Annotated in this window: 17 protein-coding genes; 11 read left to right on the forward strand and 6 right to left on the reverse strand. The window is 64.2% G+C overall.

Annotated features, from left to right (window positions below; genetic code table 11):
• Positions 1 to 29 precede the first annotated feature (29 nt).
• Positions 30 to 1,502 carry an AAA family ATPase gene (locus ACDK93_RS00795; protein ID WP_458070694.1) on the reverse strand — a complete coding sequence of 491 codons (1,473 nt, stop codon included), beginning with the start codon at positions 1,500 to 1,502 and terminating at the stop codon, positions 30 to 32.
• A 325-nt stretch (positions 1,503 to 1,827) separates the two neighbouring features.
• On the opposite strand from ACDK93_RS00795, the gene ACDK93_RS00800 reads away from it, so the two are divergent.
• The 5 genes from ACDK93_RS00800 (at position 1,828) to ACDK93_RS00820 (ending at position 4,708) form a co-directional block, all read left to right on the forward strand.
• Positions 1,828 to 1,983 carry a DUF1328 domain-containing protein gene (locus ACDK93_RS00800; protein ID WP_179478985.1) on the forward strand — a complete coding sequence of 52 codons (156 nt, stop codon included), beginning with the start codon at positions 1,828 to 1,830 and terminating at the stop codon, positions 1,981 to 1,983.
• A 99-nt stretch (positions 1,984 to 2,082) separates the two neighbouring features.
• Positions 2,083 to 2,445, forward strand: coding sequence for a DUF883 family protein (locus ACDK93_RS00805; protein WP_458070695.1), 363 nt, complete (start codon positions 2,083 to 2,085; stop codon positions 2,443 to 2,445).
• 23 nt (positions 2,446 to 2,468) lie between these two features.
• Positions 2,469 to 3,053, forward strand: coding sequence for an ABC transporter ATP-binding protein (locus tag ACDK93_RS00810; protein WP_458070696.1), 585 nt, complete (start codon positions 2,469 to 2,471; stop codon positions 3,051 to 3,053).
• Positions 3,054 to 3,063: 10 nt separating this feature from the next.
• Entirely contained in the window at positions 3,064 to 3,408 is a 345-nt protein-coding gene (locus ACDK93_RS00815; RefSeq protein ID WP_458070697.1) for a hypothetical protein, read from the forward strand.
• A 112-nt stretch (positions 3,409 to 3,520) separates the two neighbouring features.
• Positions 3,521 to 4,708 carry an AI-2E family transporter gene (locus tag ACDK93_RS00820; protein WP_458070698.1) on the forward strand — a complete coding sequence of 396 codons (1,188 nt, stop codon included), beginning with the start codon at positions 3,521 to 3,523 and terminating at the stop codon, positions 4,706 to 4,708.
• Between the two features lie 15 nt (positions 4,709 to 4,723).
• Here ACDK93_RS00820 and ACDK93_RS00825 read toward each other — a convergent pair whose 3' ends face one another.
• Genes ACDK93_RS00825 through ACDK93_RS00840 form a run of 4 tightly spaced genes read right to left on the reverse strand, consistent with a single transcriptional unit; the run spans position 4,724 to position 11,351 of the window.
• Complete coding sequence (locus ACDK93_RS00825) at positions 4,724 to 5,494, reverse strand: SDR family oxidoreductase (RefSeq protein ID WP_458070699.1); 771 nt, start codon at positions 5,492 to 5,494, stop codon at positions 4,724 to 4,726.
• Positions 5,491 to 6,924 carry an efflux transporter outer membrane subunit gene (locus ACDK93_RS00830; protein WP_458070700.1) on the reverse strand — a complete coding sequence of 478 codons (1,434 nt, stop codon included), beginning with the start codon at positions 6,922 to 6,924 and terminating at the stop codon, positions 5,491 to 5,493. Before ACDK93_RS00830 ends, ACDK93_RS00825 begins: the two co-directional genes overlap by 4 nt.
• A gap of 1 nt (position 6,925) precedes the next feature.
• On the reverse strand, positions 6,926 to 10,126 hold the full coding sequence (locus tag ACDK93_RS00835) for a multidrug efflux RND transporter permease subunit (protein WP_458070701.1): 3,201 nt from the start codon (positions 10,124 to 10,126) through the stop codon (positions 6,926 to 6,928).
• Between the two features lie 4 nt (positions 10,127 to 10,130).
• Positions 10,131 to 11,351 carry an efflux RND transporter periplasmic adaptor subunit gene (locus ACDK93_RS00840; protein ID WP_458070702.1) on the reverse strand — a complete coding sequence of 407 codons (1,221 nt, stop codon included), beginning with the start codon at positions 11,349 to 11,351 and terminating at the stop codon, positions 10,131 to 10,133.
• Between the two features lie 143 nt (positions 11,352 to 11,494).
• On the opposite strand from ACDK93_RS00840, the gene ACDK93_RS00845 reads away from it, so the two are divergent.
• A complete protein-coding gene (locus ACDK93_RS00845) occupies positions 11,495 to 12,469 on the forward strand; it encodes a LysR family transcriptional regulator (RefSeq protein WP_458070703.1) in 975 nt (324 codons plus the stop codon).
• 15 nt (positions 12,470 to 12,484) lie between these two features.
• Here the strand turns inward: ACDK93_RS00845 and ACDK93_RS00850 are convergent, their stop codons facing one another.
• Complete coding sequence (locus tag ACDK93_RS00850; protein WP_458070704.1) at positions 12,485 to 13,285, reverse strand: undecaprenyl-diphosphate phosphatase; 801 nt, start codon at positions 13,283 to 13,285, stop codon at positions 12,485 to 12,487.
• Positions 13,286 to 13,695: 410 nt separating this feature from the next.
• Here ACDK93_RS00850 and ACDK93_RS00855 point away from each other — a divergent pair, with 410 nt between their 5' ends.
• From ACDK93_RS00855 to glnA, 5 genes are all read left to right on the forward strand, one after another.
• A complete protein-coding gene (locus ACDK93_RS00855) occupies positions 13,696 to 14,115 on the forward strand; it encodes a hypothetical protein (RefSeq protein WP_458070705.1) in 420 nt (139 codons plus the stop codon).
• Positions 14,066 to 14,821, forward strand: a complete 756-nt coding sequence (locus tag ACDK93_RS00860) for a TorF family putative porin (RefSeq protein WP_458070706.1) — start codon at positions 14,066 to 14,068, stop codon at positions 14,819 to 14,821. Before ACDK93_RS00855 ends, ACDK93_RS00860 begins: the two co-directional genes overlap by 50 nt.
• A 132-nt stretch (positions 14,822 to 14,953) precedes the next feature.
• Positions 14,954 to 15,292 (forward strand): P-II family nitrogen regulator, encoded by a 339-nt coding sequence (locus tag ACDK93_RS00865; protein ID WP_179478963.1) that lies wholly within the window; start codon positions 14,954 to 14,956, stop codon positions 15,290 to 15,292.
• 69 nt (positions 15,293 to 15,361) lie between these two features.
• On the forward strand, positions 15,362 to 16,672 hold the full coding sequence (locus ACDK93_RS00870; RefSeq protein WP_458072309.1) for an ammonium transporter: 1,311 nt from the start codon (positions 15,362 to 15,364) through the stop codon (positions 16,670 to 16,672).
• A gap of 218 nt (positions 16,673 to 16,890) precedes the next feature.
• Positions 16,891 to 18,303 carry a type I glutamate--ammonia ligase gene (glnA, locus tag ACDK93_RS00875; RefSeq protein WP_458070707.1) on the forward strand — a complete coding sequence of 471 codons (1,413 nt, stop codon included), beginning with the start codon at positions 16,891 to 16,893 and terminating at the stop codon, positions 18,301 to 18,303.
• Positions 18,304 to 18,305: the final 2 nt, after the last annotated feature.

Raw genomic sequence — 18,305 nt, forward strand, 5'->3', positions numbered from 1 at the left:
TTTGCGACTCGCTCGGTGGCCTGCTTTGCTCAATCCGCCGCCACACATCGTCCCTGCCCCCATGCCCGCAGCGCTTCCACTTTCTCGTGCATCAGCACCGACAGTGGCCGCGTCTGTCTGAGCGCGTTGAGCAGTGTCGACTGGTCCAGCGGTGCGCCGTTGCTGGCCGCGTCATACAGCGCGCTCACCACGGTCTGCTCGATTTCGGCGCCGGAAAATCCGTCGCTGGCCGCGGCCAGCGCGGGCAGGTCGAAACTGGCAGGGTCGATTTTGCGGCGCGTGAGATGCAGGGTGAAGATCGCTTCGCGCACGTTCGCCTGCGGCAGGTCGACGAAGAAGATCTCGTCGAAGCGGCCCTTGCGCAGCAGTTCGGCAGGCAGTTCGTCGACGGTGTTGGCGGTGGCGACGACGAAGACCTTGGCCTTGCGTTCGGCCATCCAGGTCAGCAGGTAGCCGAGCACGCGGCGGGACACGCCGCCGTCATCGCCGCCGCCGGCCAGGCCCTTTTCGATCTCGTCGATCCACAGCACGCAGGGAGCCAGCAGCTCGGTGCTGGCCAGGGCTTCGCGCAGATTCTTTTCCGTCTCGCCCTGATATTTGTTGTAGAGCGTGCCGAAATCCAGCCGCACCAGCGGCACGCCGAAGCCGCCCGCAATCGCCTTCGATGCCAGGCTCTTGCCACAGCCCTGCACGCCAAGCAGCAGCACGCCCTTCGGCGGATCGAGCATCGGCGTGGCGGATGGATCGAGAAAGACCGCACGCCGCCGCGCCACCCATTCGCGCACGCGGCTGACGCCGGCGACGTCAGCGAAGCTGGCGGTGGCGTATTCGTAATGCAGCACGCCGGAGCGGTTGAGCAGGTCGAACTTGGCCTGCATCAGTTCGGGAATATCGGCCTGGTTGAGCGCCCCGTCGTTATAAATGAGCTTGCGCACAATGCGCCGCGCGTCCGGCGAAGACAGGCCGAGCAGGTTGCGCACGATGGTGCGCGCCGCTTCGCCGTCCACCTCGACCCGCCGTCCCTGGTCGTTTTGCCAGGCGGCCGCTTCGCCGCGCAGGATGCCGGCCAGTTCCTTGATGTCGGGCAGGGAGAGCGGGACGCGTAGCGCGAGTGCCTCGAGTTCTTCCGGCAGCTCGATCTTGGCGCCGATCAGCACGATGGTGTGCGCCGCCGAGTGCTGCCGCTGCACGATCTCGCGCAGCATGCGCAGGGTCATCGCGTAGCCGAGAAAGGCATGGAAGTCGAACAGCAGAAAGATGCCGGGCTCGCTGGCGCGCCGGATGGCTTCCAGCGTGGCGGTGGCGTCGGGTGCGGTGTCGCCGTGCTGCGCGAAGTCGAGCCGGCTCAGGCCGTCGGTCAACGTCCAGCGCCACAGCGGGCGCAACGCCTGGGCGATCACATGGCGAAAACAGTCGATCACCCGCTGTTCGTCGACGGTCTCGATCACCAGCAGCGGCGTGGCGGCGCGCGCCAGCGTGGTGAGGTCCTGCAGTTCGCTCATGATGCCCCCTTTCTCGGCGCAGGCACCTTAACAGAGCACGGTGTTGCGCAGTGCGGACGCGGCGCATCAGGCAAGCCATGAACCCCGGGCTGGCGCGAACTGGGCGGCTGCGAGCGCTCGATAACGGTCGCAAAGCGCGCGTTGGGATGCTCTTTCAGCCCCGCCCCGCCTTAGCAGGCGTCGCCGCGGCGTGCAGGGCGGCGCGGGTTCTCTTCACGCGCGCATGGCGGTTGCTATGGGTGAATGGTTGACCATCAGGCTCGGCAGGCCGCCACGTCGACTTGCCACTGCCCACCCTTTGGCTACCATTCAAGAGGACAACGCCATGCTTCATTACGCACTGGTTTTTCTGGTTATCGCGATCATCGCAGCAGTACTGGGTTTTGGCGGCATTGCCGGCGCCGCCGCAGGCATTGCGAAGATTCTTTTCGTCATCTTCCTGATCTTCGCGATTCTGGCGTTCTTCCGCCGCGCAAGATAAGCGGTGCGGGCGTCAGGGGTGATCGCCGGAGAAAATCACTCTGCGAACCGCCGAAGCGCTGAAGTGAGCCACCCTCGTCAGTCCTCAATGGAGCTTCCCATGAACAAGCACGTACAGACCCCCGAAGAACTGGTCGGCAACCGCATCGACGAGAGCGCCGAGCGAATCAAGCAGGCTACATCCAACGCCGTTGCCAGCACCAAGGAAGTGGTGGAGCGCGCCGCCGACACCGTGGAAGATGGCTTGCATCGCGCGACGGACAAAGTCGCCGACGTCGCCAACCGCACCACCGACAAGGCCGTCGAGATCGGCGAGCGTGGCCGCGAGGTCTACGATCAGACGCGCGAACGCGCCGACGAGTGGCTGGAAGTGGCGCGTGATTATGTGCGCGAGAAGCCGGTGCAGTCCGTTGCCATCGCTCTTGGCGCCGGCTGGCTGCTCGGCCGCATTCTGCGTCGTTGATTTCGCCGACTTAGGGGCAGGGAATGCAGCAACCGACATCCGAACCCGGAACCGCGGCGCCGGAAACGGCGCCGCTTCCGTCTGGGCTGTTCGCCGAACTCGGCCAGCTCGGTCGTGCGGTAAAGCACCTGTTCGGCGCCCAGATGCACCTGCTGGCCGCGGAACTCGGGCTGGCGCGTGCGGCCGTGTCGTGGATGCTGATTGCCGGACTGGCCGCCATGGTAGCCGGCGTGGGGCTCGGGCTCAGCCTGCTTGCGTTCGTCGGCCTGCTGCTGGCGAAATGGTTTGGCTCGTGGATACTTGCGCTGCTTGCCCTGTGCGTACTGCAGGTATTTTTTCTGCTCGGATCGATCCTCCTGTTTCGCCGCTGCATGCACTGGATGAGTCTGCCGGTCACTCGCGGCGAATGGCGCGGTATGCTGCGCGACGCGGCCAACCAGGCGCGCGAGGAAGTCGATGTCGAGCGGATCAAGGCGGATCTGTCGCGGGTAAAGAACGAGGCCCTGCGCAAGGCGGAAGCGTTCAAAGACGATCTGCTCGCGGGCAAGCCGCGCCCGCCCGGCGAGGACGGGGCACACCCGGCCCCGGATCAGGAGTCGAACACATGAGCGTGAACTTATGAGTCTGTTCAAGCAGCTGGCCAAAGTGCGTAGCGCGCAGCTGGATCTGAAACGCGCTCGCAGCGAATTCAGCCCGCCTGCCACAGCCCTGCTGGCGCGAGGCCAGCGCTACCCGCTTACCACGGTCAGCCTCGCCGCCGGCACGGGCCTGGTGCTCGGCCGCCTCAACGTGCATCCGCTGCGTGTGCCCGGACTGGGTTCACTGCTGGGTGGTGGCGTCGCCGAGGCTGTCGCGCACGGTGCGCGCCTGTTCTCGGCGCTCGGTTCGTTCGACCTCGGCAGCGCCGACGACGGCGAGCGGGGCGACGCCTCGACAGACGACGACGGCAGCCAGTCGTCATGACGCACGCGATGATGCAGCTATCGACAGGGCATCGGTCGGCGCTCGCATCATCGGATTCGCGGCGGCCGAGCCTTTCCGCCCTGCACCCGATGTATCGCCTGGACCGGGCAGCATGAACGGGCCGGGCCACCTGCCGGTGCGCGAGCCTCCCGTCGCCGATCGCGGCGACCTGGTTCCGTTCGACCGGGCCGATGATGCCCCGGCGCCCGGGCATATCACCAGCGCCAGCGCGCGCAGTCGCCAGACCTCACGCGGCACGCTGCGGCACCTGCGTGCGATTCGGCTGATCTTGAACGGCATGCTGCTGCTTGCCTTGCTCTACACCATCACGCTGACCAAGTCGCTGCTGATTCCGCTGGTGCTCGCGGCGTTTTTGGGGCTGGCGCTGAATCCTATCGTGGCTGCCGGCTCGCGGCGCGGCCTGCCGCGCTGGTTGTGTGCCAGCGTGCTGATGATGGCCCTGGTCGGCTCGCTCGGCTTTGGCGTCAGCAAGGTGGCGCAGCCGGCGATGGGCTGGATCCAGGGTGCGCCAGCCACGATGCGAGAGCTGCTGCCGAAGTTTCGCAGCATTACGGCGCCTTTCGAGATGGCCAACCGCGCGACCCAGAACCTGGTCAACGGCCCGCCATCGCGCGCCCACCCCGCCGCAGCCGCAGCCGCCGTGTCGATCAGTACGTGGGATGTGCTGGCCAAAGCGCCCCCCGTGCTGGCCGCGATGCTTACCGTGACCCTGCTGGTCTTCTTCTTTCTGGTATTCGGCGACACCCTGCTCCGGCGCCTGGTGGAAATCGTGCCGGATTTCCACGCCAAACGGCACGCGGTGGTCATCGTTCGGAGCATCCAGACCGAGGTGTCGCGTTACATCCTCACCACGTCGCTGATCAACCTGAGCCTGGGGCTGTTTACCGCGGCCATGCTGTGGTGGTTGAAGATGCCCGATCCACTCCTTTGGGGCACGGTCGCGATGATGGCCAACTACATCCCCTACGTCGGCGCGATCACCACCACCACGATTTTGATGCTCGTCGGCCTGGTGCATTTCGACCAGCTCGGCCAGGCGATGCTGCCGGCGCTGTGCTTTATCGGCTTCACCATCGTCGAAGGCAACCTGATCACGCCGATGGTGCTGGGCCGGCGCATGCGCGTCAGTCCGATTGCGATTCTGCTGTGGCTGCTGATCTGGGGCTGGCTGTGGGGAATTCCCGGGGCCTTGCTGGCGGTGCCGATGCTGACCAGCGTGAAACTCATCGCCGAACGTATTCGCGGTTGGGGCTGGTTCGCCGTGATGGTGCAGCGCTGAGTCGCGGCGCAACGATCACCAGTCGATCGGCTGGCGATCGCGGAAAAAGCCGCCGGTGATCGACGATTTCGCCGGCAGGCAGGCGGCCCAGACGACACCTTGCGCGCTCTCGCTGGCCGGCCGTCCTCCAGTGCCGCCCATGGCGGTGTTGGTCCAGCCGGGACACACCGCGTTGACCAGAATCCCGCTGCCCGCCAGCTCCGCCGCGAGCGTGCGGGTATAGGTGTTGAGGGCGGCCTTCGAGACCCGATAAGCCGGACAGCATTCGCCATCGACCGCGCTGGAGCCGCAGCCGCTGGAGACGTTGACGATACGGCCGAAACCAAAGGGGCGCATCAGCGGCAGCAACGCCTCGCAAACGCGCCATGCGCCGAACAAGTTGGTTTCCAGCGCCGCTCGCACGGTATCGAGGTCGATCGACGACGGCCGTTCGCCCATGTCGTAGTAGGCGCCGGCATTGTTGATAAGGACGTCCAGACGTCCATACGTATTCTCGATATACCTCGCCGCGGCGTCGATGCCGGTCTGGTCGGTGACGTCCAGCTGGATTGCCGTGACGTCGGCCCCATCGCGGCGCAGCCGCTGTGCCGCCCGCTCACCCAGCGTGAGGTCACGACTGCCAAGCAGTACGGCCATGCCGGTTCCTGCAAGCTGCCGTACCACCTCCAGACCAAGCCCGCGATTGGCGCCACTGACCAGCGCGATCTGCTGCGCCAGGGGTGGTGCAGTAAACAAGGAGGAAGCGCGCCATGGTTGCCGGCGCAGCCCCTCGGGTCTGCTGTTCATGGCGCGCTGGCCAGAGCGCTGCAGCGTTCGTTGCCGCAGGCCTGCCAGCCGCCGCCAAGCGCCTTGTAGAGGGCGATGGCCTGAAGATTGATGCCAGCTTCGGCCTCGGCCAGCTGATCTTCCGCGGTGAGCTGCGTGCGCTGGGCGTCGAGCAGCTCGAGATAATCGGTGGCACCGGCTTCGTAGCGGATGCGCGCCAGTTCGGCAGCGCGCGTGCTCTGGGTCGCTTGCTCGTCCAGCTTCTGCACGCGCACACGCTGCTGGTTGTAGCCGACCAGCGCGTTGTCGACGTCTTCCAGTGCGGCAAGCACGATGCGCTGGTAATTGGCCTTCGCTTCGTCGGCGCGCGCTTCGCTGGCCTTGACGCCGGAGCGGACGCGCTGCACGTTGAGCCCGTCCCAGCTGATGCTGGGCGCCAGCGAAAAAGCGCGCGACTGCGTACCGCCGAAATCGTTGCTGCGGCCCGCCAGAAAACCGACGAAACCGCCCAGCGAAATGTGCGGAAACCAGTCCGCCTTGGCCACGCCGATGCGCGCATTCGCCGCCGCCAGTTCGCGCTCGGCAACGCGAATGTCCGGCCGGCGGCCCAGCACGTCGCCGGCGTTGCCGATCGGCAGCACGGTATCGATCGGATGGAAGGTCTTCGGCGACAGGTCGATGTCGAGTTCCCCCGGCCGCTCGCCGAGCAGCACGGCGAGGCGGAACGTATCGGCCTGTGCCTGACTCTGCAACGGCGGCAGCTGCGCCTCGACGGCGGCCAGCCGCGCGCTGGCGCTGGCCACATCCTGATCCGAGCCGGTGCCGACATCGGCGCGGCTCTTGATCAGCTTGAGCGAGTCGCGCAGATTGCCGATATCGCGCTGGGCGACGTCGATGCGCAGCTGGGCGCCACGCAGATCGAAGTAATGGCGAGCCACTTCCGCGAACAGCGTGACCTGCGCATCCTCCAGCGACGCGGCGCCGGCTTCGGTATCCGCGCGCGCGGCTTCCACCGAACGGCGGATGCCGCCGAACAGATCCAGCTCCCAGCTGGCGTCGAAGCCGGCCTGATAGGCGGTGATCGTTTCGGGCGTGGTGGTAAAGCCGGGCTGCTGTTCACGGCTGCGCGTATAGCTGGTCTGTACCTGGATATCGGGTACCTGTTGCGAACGTGCCGTGCCGAGCTGCGCCCGCGACTGGTTAAGCCGCGCCAGCGCGATTTTCAGATCCGGGCTGTTCTTCGCAGCACGCTTGATCAGCGCATCGAGCGTTTGATCGTTGAACTGCGTCCACCAGTTGGCCTGAAAAGCGCGCGCCGACTGCTGCGCGGCATCGACGCCCTGCAGGGCGACCGGCTTTTCTACCGGACGGTGATAGTCCGGGCCGACGGTGATGCAGCCGGCCAGGAGCAGCGCGCTGGCAAAAGCGCTCAAACGGAAAAGCGAAGTCATCTCAGTGTTCCTCGAAAGCGGGAGCGGGCAGCGCTGCGTGACGCGCCTTGCGGGCGGCGCGGCGGTCCGCGCTGTTTTCGCTCCAACGGCGGATCAGCACATAGAACAGCGGGGTGAACACCAGGCCGAAGAAGGTGACGCCGAGCATGCCGGAGAACACCGCCACGCCCATCGCATGACGCATCTCCGCACCGGCGCCGTGCGACAGCACCAGCGGCACCACGCCCATGATGAAAGCGAACGACGTCATCAGGATCGGGCGCAGCCGCAGTCGCGCCGCTTCCAGCACGGCCTGCACACGATCCAGGCCTTCGAGGATCTGCGCCTCGCGGGCAAACTCGACGATTAGGATGGCGTTTTTGCAAGCCAGCCCCACCAGCACGATCAGGCCGATCTGGGTAAAGATGTTGTTGTCGCCGCCGCTCAGCCACACGCCGGTAATCGCGGACAGCAGCACCATCGGCACGATCATGATCACCGCCAGCGGCAGGGTCAGGCTTTCGTACAGCGAGGCGAGCACCAGGAATACCAGCAGCACCGAGAGCGGGAACACCAGCACCGCGGTGTTGCCGGCGAGAATCTGCTGATAGGTCAGCTCGGTCCACTCGAACGACATGCCGTTGGGCAGGGTGTTCTTGGCCAGCCGCTCCATCGCGTCCTGCGCCTGACCCGAGCTGTAGCCGGGTGCCGCACCGCCGTTGATTTCCGCGGTTGGGAAACCGTTGTAGTGCTGCACGCGATCCGGCCCCACGCTCTGGCGCACGCTGACAAACGAACCCAGCGGCACCATCTCGCCACGGGCGTTGCGCGTCTTCAAGGCGGTGATGTCCTGCGGCTCGTGGCGGAAACCGGGCTCGGCCGAGACATTGACCTGGTAGGTGCGACCGAAGCGGTTGAAGTCGTTGACGTAGAGCGAGCCCAGATACGCTTGCATGGTCTGGTAGACATCGCTCAGATCCACGCCTTCGGCCTTGGCCTTTTCGCGATCCACGTCGGCATCGATCTGCGGCACGCTGACCTGATAGCTCGAGAACAGCCCGGCCAGCGCCGGCTCCTTCTGGCTGGCGGTGATCAGGTTCTGGGTCTGTTTGTACAGCTCTTCGAAGCCCTGGTCGCCGCGGTCCTCCACCTGCAGGCGGAAGCCGCCGATCGTACCCAGGCCGTTCACCGGCGGCGGCGGAAAGATCGCGATATAGGCATCCTGGATCGCCGCATACTTCTGCTGCAGCGCGGCCGTGATCGCACCGGCCGAGAGCGACGCATCGCGCCGTTCCTCGAACGGTTTCAGCGTGACGAAAACGATGCCGGAGTTCGTGCTGTTGGTAAACCCATTGATCGACAGGCCGGGAAATTCGACCGCGCTTTCCACGCCCGGCTGCTTCAAGGCGATGTCGCTCATGCGGCGTATGACCGCCTCGGAGCGGTCCAGCGACGACGCGTCCGGCAGCTGGGCGAACGACACCAGGTACTGCTTGTCCTGCGCCGGCACGAAGCCGGTCGGCACCTTGGCAAAGCCGAACACGCCCAGCAGGACCAGGCCGCCGTAGATGATCAGCGCGACCGAACCCGCCCGCAGCACGCGCTGCACGCCGCTGACGTAGCTGTTGGCGCTGCGCACGAAGAAGCGGTTGAACGGGCGGAACAGCCAGCCGAAGGCGCGATCGATGCCGCGGCTCAACGCGTCCTTCGGTGCGCCGCGCTCCTTCAGCAGCAGCGCGGCCAGCGCCGGGCTCAGGGTCAGCGAGTTGAACGCCGAGATCACCGTGGAGATCGCAATGGTCAGTGCGAACTGGCGATAGAACTCGCCGGTCAAGCCGCTGATGAAGGCCGCCGGTACGAACACGGCGCACAGCACCAGCGCGGTTGCCACGATCGGGCCGGTGACTTCCTTCATCGCCTGACGGGTGGCGTCCTTCGGCGACAGGCCGTGCTCGATATGCCGCTCGACGTTTTCCACCACCACAATCGCGTCGTCGACCACGATGCCGATGGCCAGCACCAGGCCGAACAGCGACAGCGCATTGAGCGAAAAACCGGCCAGATACATCACGGCAAACGTGCCGACCAGCGACACCGGCACGGCGACCAGCGGAATGATCGAGGCGCGCCAGGTCTGCAGGAACAGGATCACCACCAGCACGACGAGCAGAATCGCCTCGAACAGCGTGTGCACCACGGCCTCGATCGAGCCGCGCACGAATACCGTCGGGTCGTAGACGATCTTGTAGTCGACGTCCTGCGGAAAATCCTTCTTCAGCTGCGCCATGGTGCTGCGCACTTCGTCGGAAATATGGATGGCGTTGGAGCCTGGCCGCGCGAAGATCGGCAAGGCCACCGCCGGCTTGTTGTTGAGCAGGCTGCGCAGCGCGTAATTGTTCGAACCCAGCTCCACCCGCGCGACGTCGCGCAGATAGGTGACGCCGCCGCCCGGACTGGTGCGCACGACGATCTTCAGAAACTCGTCTTCGGTGACCAGTCGGCCCTGCGTGTTGATGTTGAGCTGGAACGCGTTGTTGTTCGGGCCGGGCGAGGCGTTGAGTGCGCCGGCCGCCACTTCGACGTTCTGCTCCTTGATCGCGTGCACGATGTCGCCGGTGGTCAGGCCGCGGCTGGCCAGGCGCTGCGGATCGAGCCACACGCGCATGCTGTATTCGCCGGCGCCGAAAATCTGCACGTCGCCGACGCCGTCGAGGCGGGCGAGCTGGTCCTTGATGTGCAGGCGCGCGTAGTTCGACAGGTACAGCATGTCGTAGCGCTGGTTCGGCGAAATCAGATGCACGACCATGGTCAGGTCCGGCGAGCTTTTCTGCGTAGTCACACCGAGCCGCTGCACTTCTTCGGGCAAGCGCGGCAGCGCCTGGGCGACGCGGTTCTGCACCTGCACCTGGGCGTCGTCGAGATTGGTGCCGAGGGCAAAGGTCACGGTCAGCGTCATGGCGCCGTCGCTGGTCGCCTGCGAGGCGGTGTACAGCATGCCCTCGACGCCGTTCATCTGCTCTTCGAGCGGGGTGGCGACCGTTTCACCGATCACCTTGGGATTGGCGCCGGGGTAGCTGGCGTGCACCACTACGGTCGGTGGCACCACTTCCGGGTATTCGCCGATCGGCAGTTTGAACAGCGAGATCGTGCCGGCGATCAGCAGCAGCACCGACAGCACGCCGGCGAGGATCGGTCGATCCACAAAATATTGCGCGAGTTTCATCGGATCAGTCCTGCGCGCTGGTCAGCGCATTGCCTTTGGGAATGCCGCCGCTGGCGACCTGGCTGGCCGTGGCATCGAGGCTGCGCGTGGCCATCGCGACCTTGGTCGGGTTCACTTCCATGCCGGGGCGCACGTGCTGCAGGCCGTTGACGACAATGACGTCGCTGCTGCTCAGGCCATCGGTGACCACGCGCAGGCCGTCGATCAGCGGGCCGGTGGTGATCTTGCGGTAGTCGACCTTGCGATCCTTGTCGAGCACGTAGACGAACTTGTTGCCGAGATCGGTGCCGACCGCGCGATCGTCGATCAGCGCACGCGGCTGCTTGCTCTCGCTGCGCAGCTGCATGTGCACGTACAGGCCGGGCGTGAAGCTGCCATCGGTGTTGTCGAACACGGCGCGCAGGCGAATCGTGCCGCTGGCGGCGCTCAGCTGGTTGTCGACGAAGTCGATGCGGCCGTTGTGTGGAAAGCCGCTTTCATCGGCCAGGGCCATGGCGATCTGCGGCGCGGCGCCGTGCTCGCGCCGGATGCGGTCGAGCTTGAGGTAGCTGTGCTCGTCGACGTCGAAGTACGCATACACCGGATTGACGCTGACCACGCTGGTCAGCACGTCGCTCGGCGTCACCAGGTTGCCGGCGGTGATCAGCGCGTTGCTGACGCGCCCGTCGATGGGCGCGCGCACTTCGGTGAACGCGCGGTTGAGCTGGGCGGCCTCGAGTGCCGCACTATCGGCGGCCACCTGTCCCTTGGCACTTTGCGATGCCGTGCTCATGCGGTCGGCTTCTTCGCGCGATACCGCGTGCTGATCGAGCAGCTTCTGCGCGCGTGCCGCGTTCGCGTCGGCCAGCCCCAATTCGGCACGCGCCTGGCCCAGGTTGGCCTGCAGCCGATCGACCTCGGCCTGATACGGGCGCGGATCGATCTGGAACAGCAGCTGGCCTTTCTTGACCATCGCGCCTTCCGTAAACAGCACGCGGTCGACGTAGCCGCTCACCCGGGGCCGCAGTTGAATGGTGTCGATCGCCTGCAGCCGGCCGGTGAACTCATCGGCATCGCTGACCGTGCGAACCAGGGTCTGCGCCACGGTCACCGCTGGCGGTGGCGGTGCGCTGTTGGTCTGGGCGTGGCTTTCGCCGTGTTGGCCCAGCGCCGCCCAGCTGCCGATCACCAGCGCCATGGCCAGGGCGAGGGGAATCCAGCGCTTTTTTGTTGCGTTCGTTGACATGATCGATCTCCAGAAACAGGGCACGCACGGCGGGGCCGGCGGCGAAGGCTGGAGAGAATAGGTGTACCAGGCGGTATAGATAATCCGTTCGCGGCGCACTACACTCGTGAGTCAGAATCACGAATCCGTGGGAAAACCAGGCTATGGAAGACTTTTCCGCCATATCGACCTTCGTGCGCGTGGTCGAGGCCAAGAGCTTTGCCGCCGCGGCCAGCCAGCTGGGCATGACGCCGTCAGGCGTGAGCCGGGCCGTGGCCCGACTGGAAACCCAGCTCGGCACCCGGCTGCTGTCGCGCTCCACGCGGTCGCTGCGGCTGACCGACGACGGCGCCTCGTTCCACGCCCGCTGCAAAGAAATTCTGGCCGACCTGGCCGAAGCTACCGAGGCGCTGGGGCAGGCGCGGATTCATCCGGTCGGCAAGCTGCGCGTGGCGGCCCATTCGGCGATCGGCCGCTCGGCGATCATCCCCAACCTGGTGGAGTTCGAGGGCCGCTACCCGGATATCCGGCTCGAACTGGCGATGTGCGACTACCCGTTCGACCTCAATGAAGAGGGCTACGACTGCGCCATCCGCATGGGCGAGCTGGAGGATTCCAGCCTGATCGCGCGCAAGCTCGGCCACTTCAGCAACGTGCTGCTGGCCGCGCCGTCGTATCTGGCCCGCCACGGTATTCCGCACACGATCGACGACCTGCGCCAGCACCGTTGCATCAACTACGTCTTCCCGAGTACCGGCAAGCCCTACCAGTGGCAGTTCGATACGCCGAGCGGCCGGGTCGAGCTGGACGTCGACGCGCACATGCTGATCAACGACGGCGAATCGGTGATCCAGGCGGCGGTCGCCGGCCTGGGCATCATCCAGGTGCCGCACTGCCTGGCGGCCGCGGCGCTGGCCAAGGGTGCGCTGGAAATCGTCATGACCGACACGATTTCCACCGGCTCACCGCTGTGGATCGTCTACCCGCAGAAGCGTCACCTGTCGGCGCGCGTGCAGGCCTTTATCGAGTGGGTCAGCGAGCTGTTTCAGCGCACCTGCGAGCCGCAGTGTCTGCTCAATGCGCGGCTCGCCGCCGAGGCGACGACGAGAGAGATCGAACGCATCACCGCGGCCGCCTGATTCGCGGCCGAAGGCTCACGCGCCCGCGGGCACCAGCAACAGCAGCGCGATGCCCAGCACGATGCGATAGATCGCAAACGCGGTGAAGCGATGGCTTCGGATATAGCCAAGCAGCCACTTCACCGCGGCAAAGCCGACGATCAGCGAAACGACGAAACCGACGATCAGCGCGGTCCAGTCCTCGTTGGCGGCGCCGCCGTCCTTGAGCACTTTCAGCAGCTCGTAGCCGGTCGCTGCGTACATGGTCGGAATGCCGACCAGAAAGGCGAACTCGGTAGCCGCCGCACGATTGCTGGTACCGGCCAGCATAGCGGTAAAAATCGTGGCACCCGAACGCGAGGTGCCGGGAAACACGCCAGCGACCATCTGCGCAATGCCCACCAGAATCGCCACGCGCCATGTCACCTGGGTGCGATCGACCTGCCGCACCGCGATTTGTTCGGCGGCGATCATCCAGATACCGCCGATCACCAGCGCCCATGCAATCGGTGTAATCGTTTCAGGCAGCTTGAAGTGGAAGTGCACCACGATGACGGCGCCGAGCAACGAGGTGATCAGAAAGCTCACGATCAGCTTCAGCAGGTAATCGCGATTGGCCGGTTCGCGCCACTGCGAAAAGAGCTGCCAGATGCGCTTCCAGTAGATAAAAGTGATCGCAAGAATCGCGCCGGCCTGAATGCCGACGTTGAACAGATCCGAGCGCGCGCCAAGCCCGAATTTTTCGGCAATCAGCAAATGCCCCGTGCTGGAAATCGGCAGAAATTCGGTGATGCCTTCGATGATGCCGAGCAGGATGACGTGGATCAGATCAGACACGGGACGCAAACCTTCGAGAGAGCGGCGCGGCCGCGGACAGGGGAGCCTAGCTTAGGTGTGAGCGCTTCGCGAGATCTGTCGAGTTGCCGGCTCGCGTCGGCGCTTTTTATGAAAACTCCTCGAACGAGCCGGCGTCGCGATGCAGCAAATTCATACGATCGCAGCGTCGTTTTCTGAACGCTGATTTGGTAAAGAACATTTGGTTTCAAGGAAAACCAATGTGGTGCGTAAACCCTACACAGAAACGACTGGCGCGAAAATAATTGCGTCACAGTATTGCAATGCACAAATAACTGAGGCAGGATCAGGTCGCCAGCAGCGTTTTCGGCGTCGCACGCGGCAGCGCAGATAGCGCGCCCGCAGCGTTCGAAAACATGACGGTCATGGGGATATCGATCAGGTTCTGGCGCATGACTGCGCTGCAGTGTCACCGTGCGATCGGCGACTCACTCGCGCCGACGACGGGAACATTGCCCTGGCTGAAACATGGCAGGGGTTCGCATCGTAAAGGGCGCCCCGGACTGAAGCCGCGCTTCCTGCGCGATGTGCTGGAAACCCGGTTTTTTTTCGGCTTCCCGCGTTGTGCAAAAAAAGACTCCGGCAAGAACTCAAAGCTTCGCTTTTCCGCGTCGTCACCTCCCGGTACCACGCGCGCCATGCCGTTGCCAATGCGCAAGCCACCGATGGCCCGCCTTGTCGACCCTGTCGAAGTTGCGTTAGGTTATGGACGTCCAGACGTCCGTAACGAACGCGCTTCAAACATAGCGAGGGAATACACCTATGAAACGAGCGTCGCAATGGATACTGGCAAGCGCGGTGATGATGGGTGATCCGGTGGCCGCCATGGCCGATGATGCGCCGGTGAGCAAGGTCATCGGCAGCGTCTCGGCAACAAACGACTATCTGTTCCGGGGGCTGTCGCAAACCAACCGCAAGCCGGCGTTTCAACCGAGCATCGAATACGACGACGCCAGCGGCTGGTATATCGGCACTTGGGGCAGCAACGTCAGCTGGCTGTCCGATGTCTCGACGCCTGAAGCACGCGTTTCCAACAGTCTAGAAATCGACGTCTACGCCGGCTACCGCGGCAGCCTCAGCCCCGACTGGGCGTACGACGTCGGCCTGTACACCTACTACTACCCCGGCACCTACCGTTCGGGTTTCACGCGTCCCTACACCACTGAGGCGTATGCGTCGCTGACCTGGAAAGGTATCGCGCTGAAGTACTCGTACGGCTTCACCAACCTGTTCGGTTTCCCCAACAGCAAGCACAGTAATTATGTGGATCTGTCGTACAACGTCGAGTTCACGCCGGGCTGGACCCTGAACAGCCACGTCGGCCATCAGGATGTGCCCAACACCCCCGGATATTCCTATGCGGACTGGCGGGTCGGCGTAACGCGCGCGTTCACCAACGGCTATTCGATCGGCCTGGGTTATTACGACACCAACGCGAAGCGCAGCGCCTATACGAACCCCGAGGGTCATTACGTTGGCCGCGCCACCGGGATTCTCACCTTGAGCAAATCGTTCTGAACGCCGATCTGCCAATCATGCTTTTATGAAAGAAAGAGGGTCATGGCGGAAGTTGTTTTCAAAATCGCTTGAGCAGGTATTCAAACCAGCTGCAGTGGGCGACCACTGCGGCATCAACGTCTGGAGATGTGCATGAAATTGATCAGCTGCATCATCCGGCCCTACAAGCTGGACGAAGTGCGTGATGCGTTGACCAATGCCGGCGTCAGCGGCATCACGGTCAGCGAAGTGCGTGGCTTCGGCCGCCAGAAGGGCCACACCGAGCTCTACCGCGGCGCCGAGTACGTCGTGGATTTTCTGCCCAAGCTCAAGCTTGAGGTGGTGATTGCCGACGAATTGCTCGACACGGTGCTCGAAGCCGTCCAGCAGTCGGCGAAAACCGGCAGCGTGGGCGATGGCAAGATTTTCATCAGCACCATCGAACAGGTCATCCGCATCCGAACCGGCGAGCTCGACGCCGACGCCCTCTAAATTCTGCCCTGCGAGGTTTCCATGAAACAGCTTCTGTTGATCCGCCACTCGCGCAGCCTGCCGGGGTGGATGTCTTCTTTCGTCTTCCTGTGTCTGCTTTTCCTGGCACCTTCCGCTTTTGCCGCCGCACCTGTGCCGCAGATCGTCGACAAGGGCGACGTCGCATGGATGCTCACCTCGACCCTGCTGGTGCTGCTGATGACCGTGCCAGGCCTGGCTCTTTTCTATGGCGGCCTGGTCCGATCAAAGAATGTGCTGTCCGTGCTGATGCAGGTGATGACGGTGTTCTCGATGATCCTGGTGCTGTGGGTCATCTACGGCTACAGCCTGGCGTTCACCGAAGGCAACGCCTTCATCGGCGGCTTCAGCAAGCTGTTCCTGAAAGGCGTCACCAAGGACACGCTGTCGGCCACCTTCACGTCGACCGTGTCGTTGCCGGAGTACGTGTTCATCGTGTTCCAGTCGACCTTTGCCGGCATTACCGGTGCGCTGATTGTCGGCTCGTTCGCCGAACGCATGCGCTTTCGTGCCGTGCTGGCTTTCACCGCGCTGTGGTTCACCTTCGCCTACCTGCCGATCGCGCACATGGTCTGGTTCGGGCCGGATGGCTTCATGTTCGCCAAGGGCGCACTGGATTTTGCCGGCGGCACGGTGGTGCACATCAACGCCGGTATTGCCGGTCTGGTCGGTGCCTACATGGTCGGGCCACGTCTGGGCCTGGGCAAGGAGTCGATGAAACCGCACAACGTGACCTACACCATGATCGGCGCGGCCCTGCTGTGGGTCGGCTGGTTCGGCTTCAACGCCGGCTCCAACCTCGAGGCCAACAGCGGTGCGGCGCTGGCCTTCATCAACACCTTGCTCGCCACGGCCATGGCGGTGCTGGCTTGGCTGATCGTTGAAGTCATCACTCGCGGCAAGCCCTCGATGCTTGGCGGAGCCTCCGGCGCCGTGGCGGGCCTGGTGGCCATTACGCCGGCTTGCGGCACGGTCGGGCCGATGGGCTCGCTGGCGATCGGCGCACTGGCCAGCATCTGCTGCGTCTGGGGCGTGACCGGGCTGAAGAAGATCCTGAAAGCGGACGACGCACTTGACGTATTCGGCGTGCACGGCATCGGCGGCATCGTCGGCGCCTTGCTCACCGGTGTATTCAGCGCGGTGTCGCTTGGCGGCACCGGCTTTGGCGCGGGCAACACCACGATGTCGCAGCAGGTCGGCGTGCAGGCGCTCGGCGTTGGCATCACCCTGGTGTGGAGCGGCGTGGTGTCGGTGATCGTGTACCTGATCGTCAAGCTGGTCTTTGGACTGCGCGTCAGCCCGGAAGCCGAGCGCGAAGGTCTGGATATCAGCTCGCACGGCGAAAGCGCGTACGAGGCATAAGCCATCGGCAAAACGGGGCGACGAATTCGGGACTTGAAGCACGACCCGTCCCGTCACGCCTCATATTGGTGCAAACAGCGTGCAAGATTGCCCGTGTATGATGCGACGAGTCACGCTGCAGCCATCGCCCCGCCGCGCCAAGGCCGGTGTGGCGTGGTTTCACGCCATGGCATGACGCTTGCTAAAACTGCCTGTTCATCACTAGCCGAGGTTGTTCTATGTCCGCCGCCAAGAAAGTGCTCGATCTGATCCAGGAACACGAGGTCGAGTTTGTCGACTTCCGCTTCGCCGACATTCTCGGTGTCCACCACCACGTCAGTTTCCCCGCCCACAGCATCGACGACTCGACGTTCGAAGACGGCAAGATGTTCGACGGTTCGTCGATCTCCGGATGGAAGGGCATCAATGAATCGGACATGGTGCTGCTGCCCGATCCGGACACCGCCTATCTCGACCCGTTCAGCGCGCACACGCAGCTCGTTCTGCACTGCGATGTGCTCGAGCCGTCGACCATGCAGGCCTACGGCCGCGACCCGCGCTCGATCGCCAAGCGTGGCGAGGAATTTCTGAAGTCCACCGGTATCGCCGACACGGCCTACTTCGGTCCCGAGCCCGAGTTCTTCATCTTCGATTCGGTGCGCTGGCAGAACGACATGGGCCACGCCTTCTACGAGATCACTTCGCAGGAGGCCGCCTGGAGCTCCAAGTACAAGTACGACGGCGACAACACCGGCCATCGCCCGGGCGTGAAGGGCGGCTACTTTCCGGTACCGCCGGTCGATTCGCTGGCCGACCTGCGCGCCGACATGTGCAAGGTGCTGGAGTCACTGGGCCAGACCGTCGAAGTGCACCATCACGAAGTGGCCAACGCCGGCCAGTGCGAGATCGGCGTCAAGTTCAACACGCTGGTGAAAAAGGCCGACGAGCTGATCACCATGAAGTACGTGGTGAAGAACGTCGCGCACCAGAACGGCAAGACCGTCACCTTCATGCCCAAGCCGATCGTCGGCGACAACGGCAGCGGCATGCACGTGCATCAGTCGCTGAGCAAGGGCGGCGAGAACCTGTTTGCCGGCGATCTCTACGGTGGCCTGTCGCAGACGGCGCTGTGGTACATCGGCGGCATCTTCAAACACGCCCGCGCGATCAATGCGTTCTCCAACTCCACCACCAACAGCTACAAGCGTCTGGTGCCGGGCTTCGAGGCGCCGGTGATGCTGGCCTATTCGGCACGCAATCGTTCGGCCAGCTGCCGTATTCCGTACGTGGCCAGCCCGAAGGGCCGCCGCATCGAGGTGCGCTTCCCCGATCCGATGCAGTCGGGCTATCTCACCTTCACCGCGCTGATGATGGCGGGTCTGGACGGCATCATCAACAAAATCGACCCGGGCGCCCCGGCCGACAAGGATCTGTACGATCTGCCGCCGGAAGAAGAGAAGAACATCCCGCAGGTCTGCTCCAGCCTCGACGTGGCGCTGGAAGCGCTGGACAAGGATCGCGACTTCCTCAAGGCCGGCGGCGTGTTCACAGACGACTTCATCGATGCCTATATCGAGCTGAAGATGAAGGAAGTCACCCGCTACCGCGCCAGCACGCATCCGGTCGAATTCCAGATGTACTACACGTTCTGAGT

This window comes from Rhodanobacter sp. BL-MT-08 (genome assembly GCF_054161255.1).

Coding starts and splice junctions, on each gene's coding strand:
- ACDK93_RS00795 (WP_458070694.1), bottom strand. CDS start 1,502: ATGAGCGAACTGCAGGACCTCACCACGCTGGCGCGCGCCGCCACGCCG.
- ACDK93_RS00800 (WP_179478985.1), top strand. CDS start 1,828: ATGCTTCATTACGCACTGGTTTTTCTGGTTATCGCGATCATCGCAGCA.
- ACDK93_RS00805 (WP_458070695.1), top strand. CDS start 2,083: ATGAACAAGCACGTACAGACCCCCGAAGAACTGGTCGGCAACCGCATC.
- ACDK93_RS00810 (WP_458070696.1), top strand. CDS start 2,469: ATGCAGCAACCGACATCCGAACCCGGAACCGCGGCGCCGGAAACGGCG.
- ACDK93_RS00815 (WP_458070697.1), top strand. CDS start 3,064: ATGAGTCTGTTCAAGCAGCTGGCCAAAGTGCGTAGCGCGCAGCTGGAT.
- ACDK93_RS00820 (WP_458070698.1), top strand. CDS start 3,521: ATGAACGGGCCGGGCCACCTGCCGGTGCGCGAGCCTCCCGTCGCCGAT.
- ACDK93_RS00825 (WP_458070699.1), bottom strand. CDS start 5,494: ATGAACAGCAGACCCGAGGGGCTGCGCCGGCAACCATGGCGCGCTTCC.
- ACDK93_RS00830 (WP_458070700.1), bottom strand. CDS start 6,924: ATGACTTCGCTTTTCCGTTTGAGCGCTTTTGCCAGCGCGCTGCTCCTG.
- ACDK93_RS00835 (WP_458070701.1), bottom strand. CDS start 10,126: ATGAAACTCGCGCAATATTTTGTGGATCGACCGATCCTCGCCGGCGTG.
- ACDK93_RS00840 (WP_458070702.1), bottom strand. CDS start 11,351: ATGTCAACGAACGCAACAAAAAAGCGCTGGATTCCCCTCGCCCTGGCC.
- ACDK93_RS00845 (WP_458070703.1), top strand. CDS start 11,495: ATGGAAGACTTTTCCGCCATATCGACCTTCGTGCGCGTGGTCGAGGCC.
- ACDK93_RS00855 (WP_458070705.1), top strand. CDS start 13,696: ATGACTGCGCTGCAGTGTCACCGTGCGATCGGCGACTCACTCGCGCCG.
- ACDK93_RS00860 (WP_458070706.1), top strand. CDS start 14,066: ATGAAACGAGCGTCGCAATGGATACTGGCAAGCGCGGTGATGATGGGT.
- ACDK93_RS00865 (WP_179478963.1), top strand. CDS start 14,954: ATGAAATTGATCAGCTGCATCATCCGGCCCTACAAGCTGGACGAAGTG.
- ACDK93_RS00870 (WP_458072309.1), top strand. CDS start 15,362: ATGTCTTCTTTCGTCTTCCTGTGTCTGCTTTTCCTGGCACCTTCCGCT.
- glnA (WP_458070707.1), top strand. CDS start 16,891: ATGTCCGCCGCCAAGAAAGTGCTCGATCTGATCCAGGAACACGAGGTC.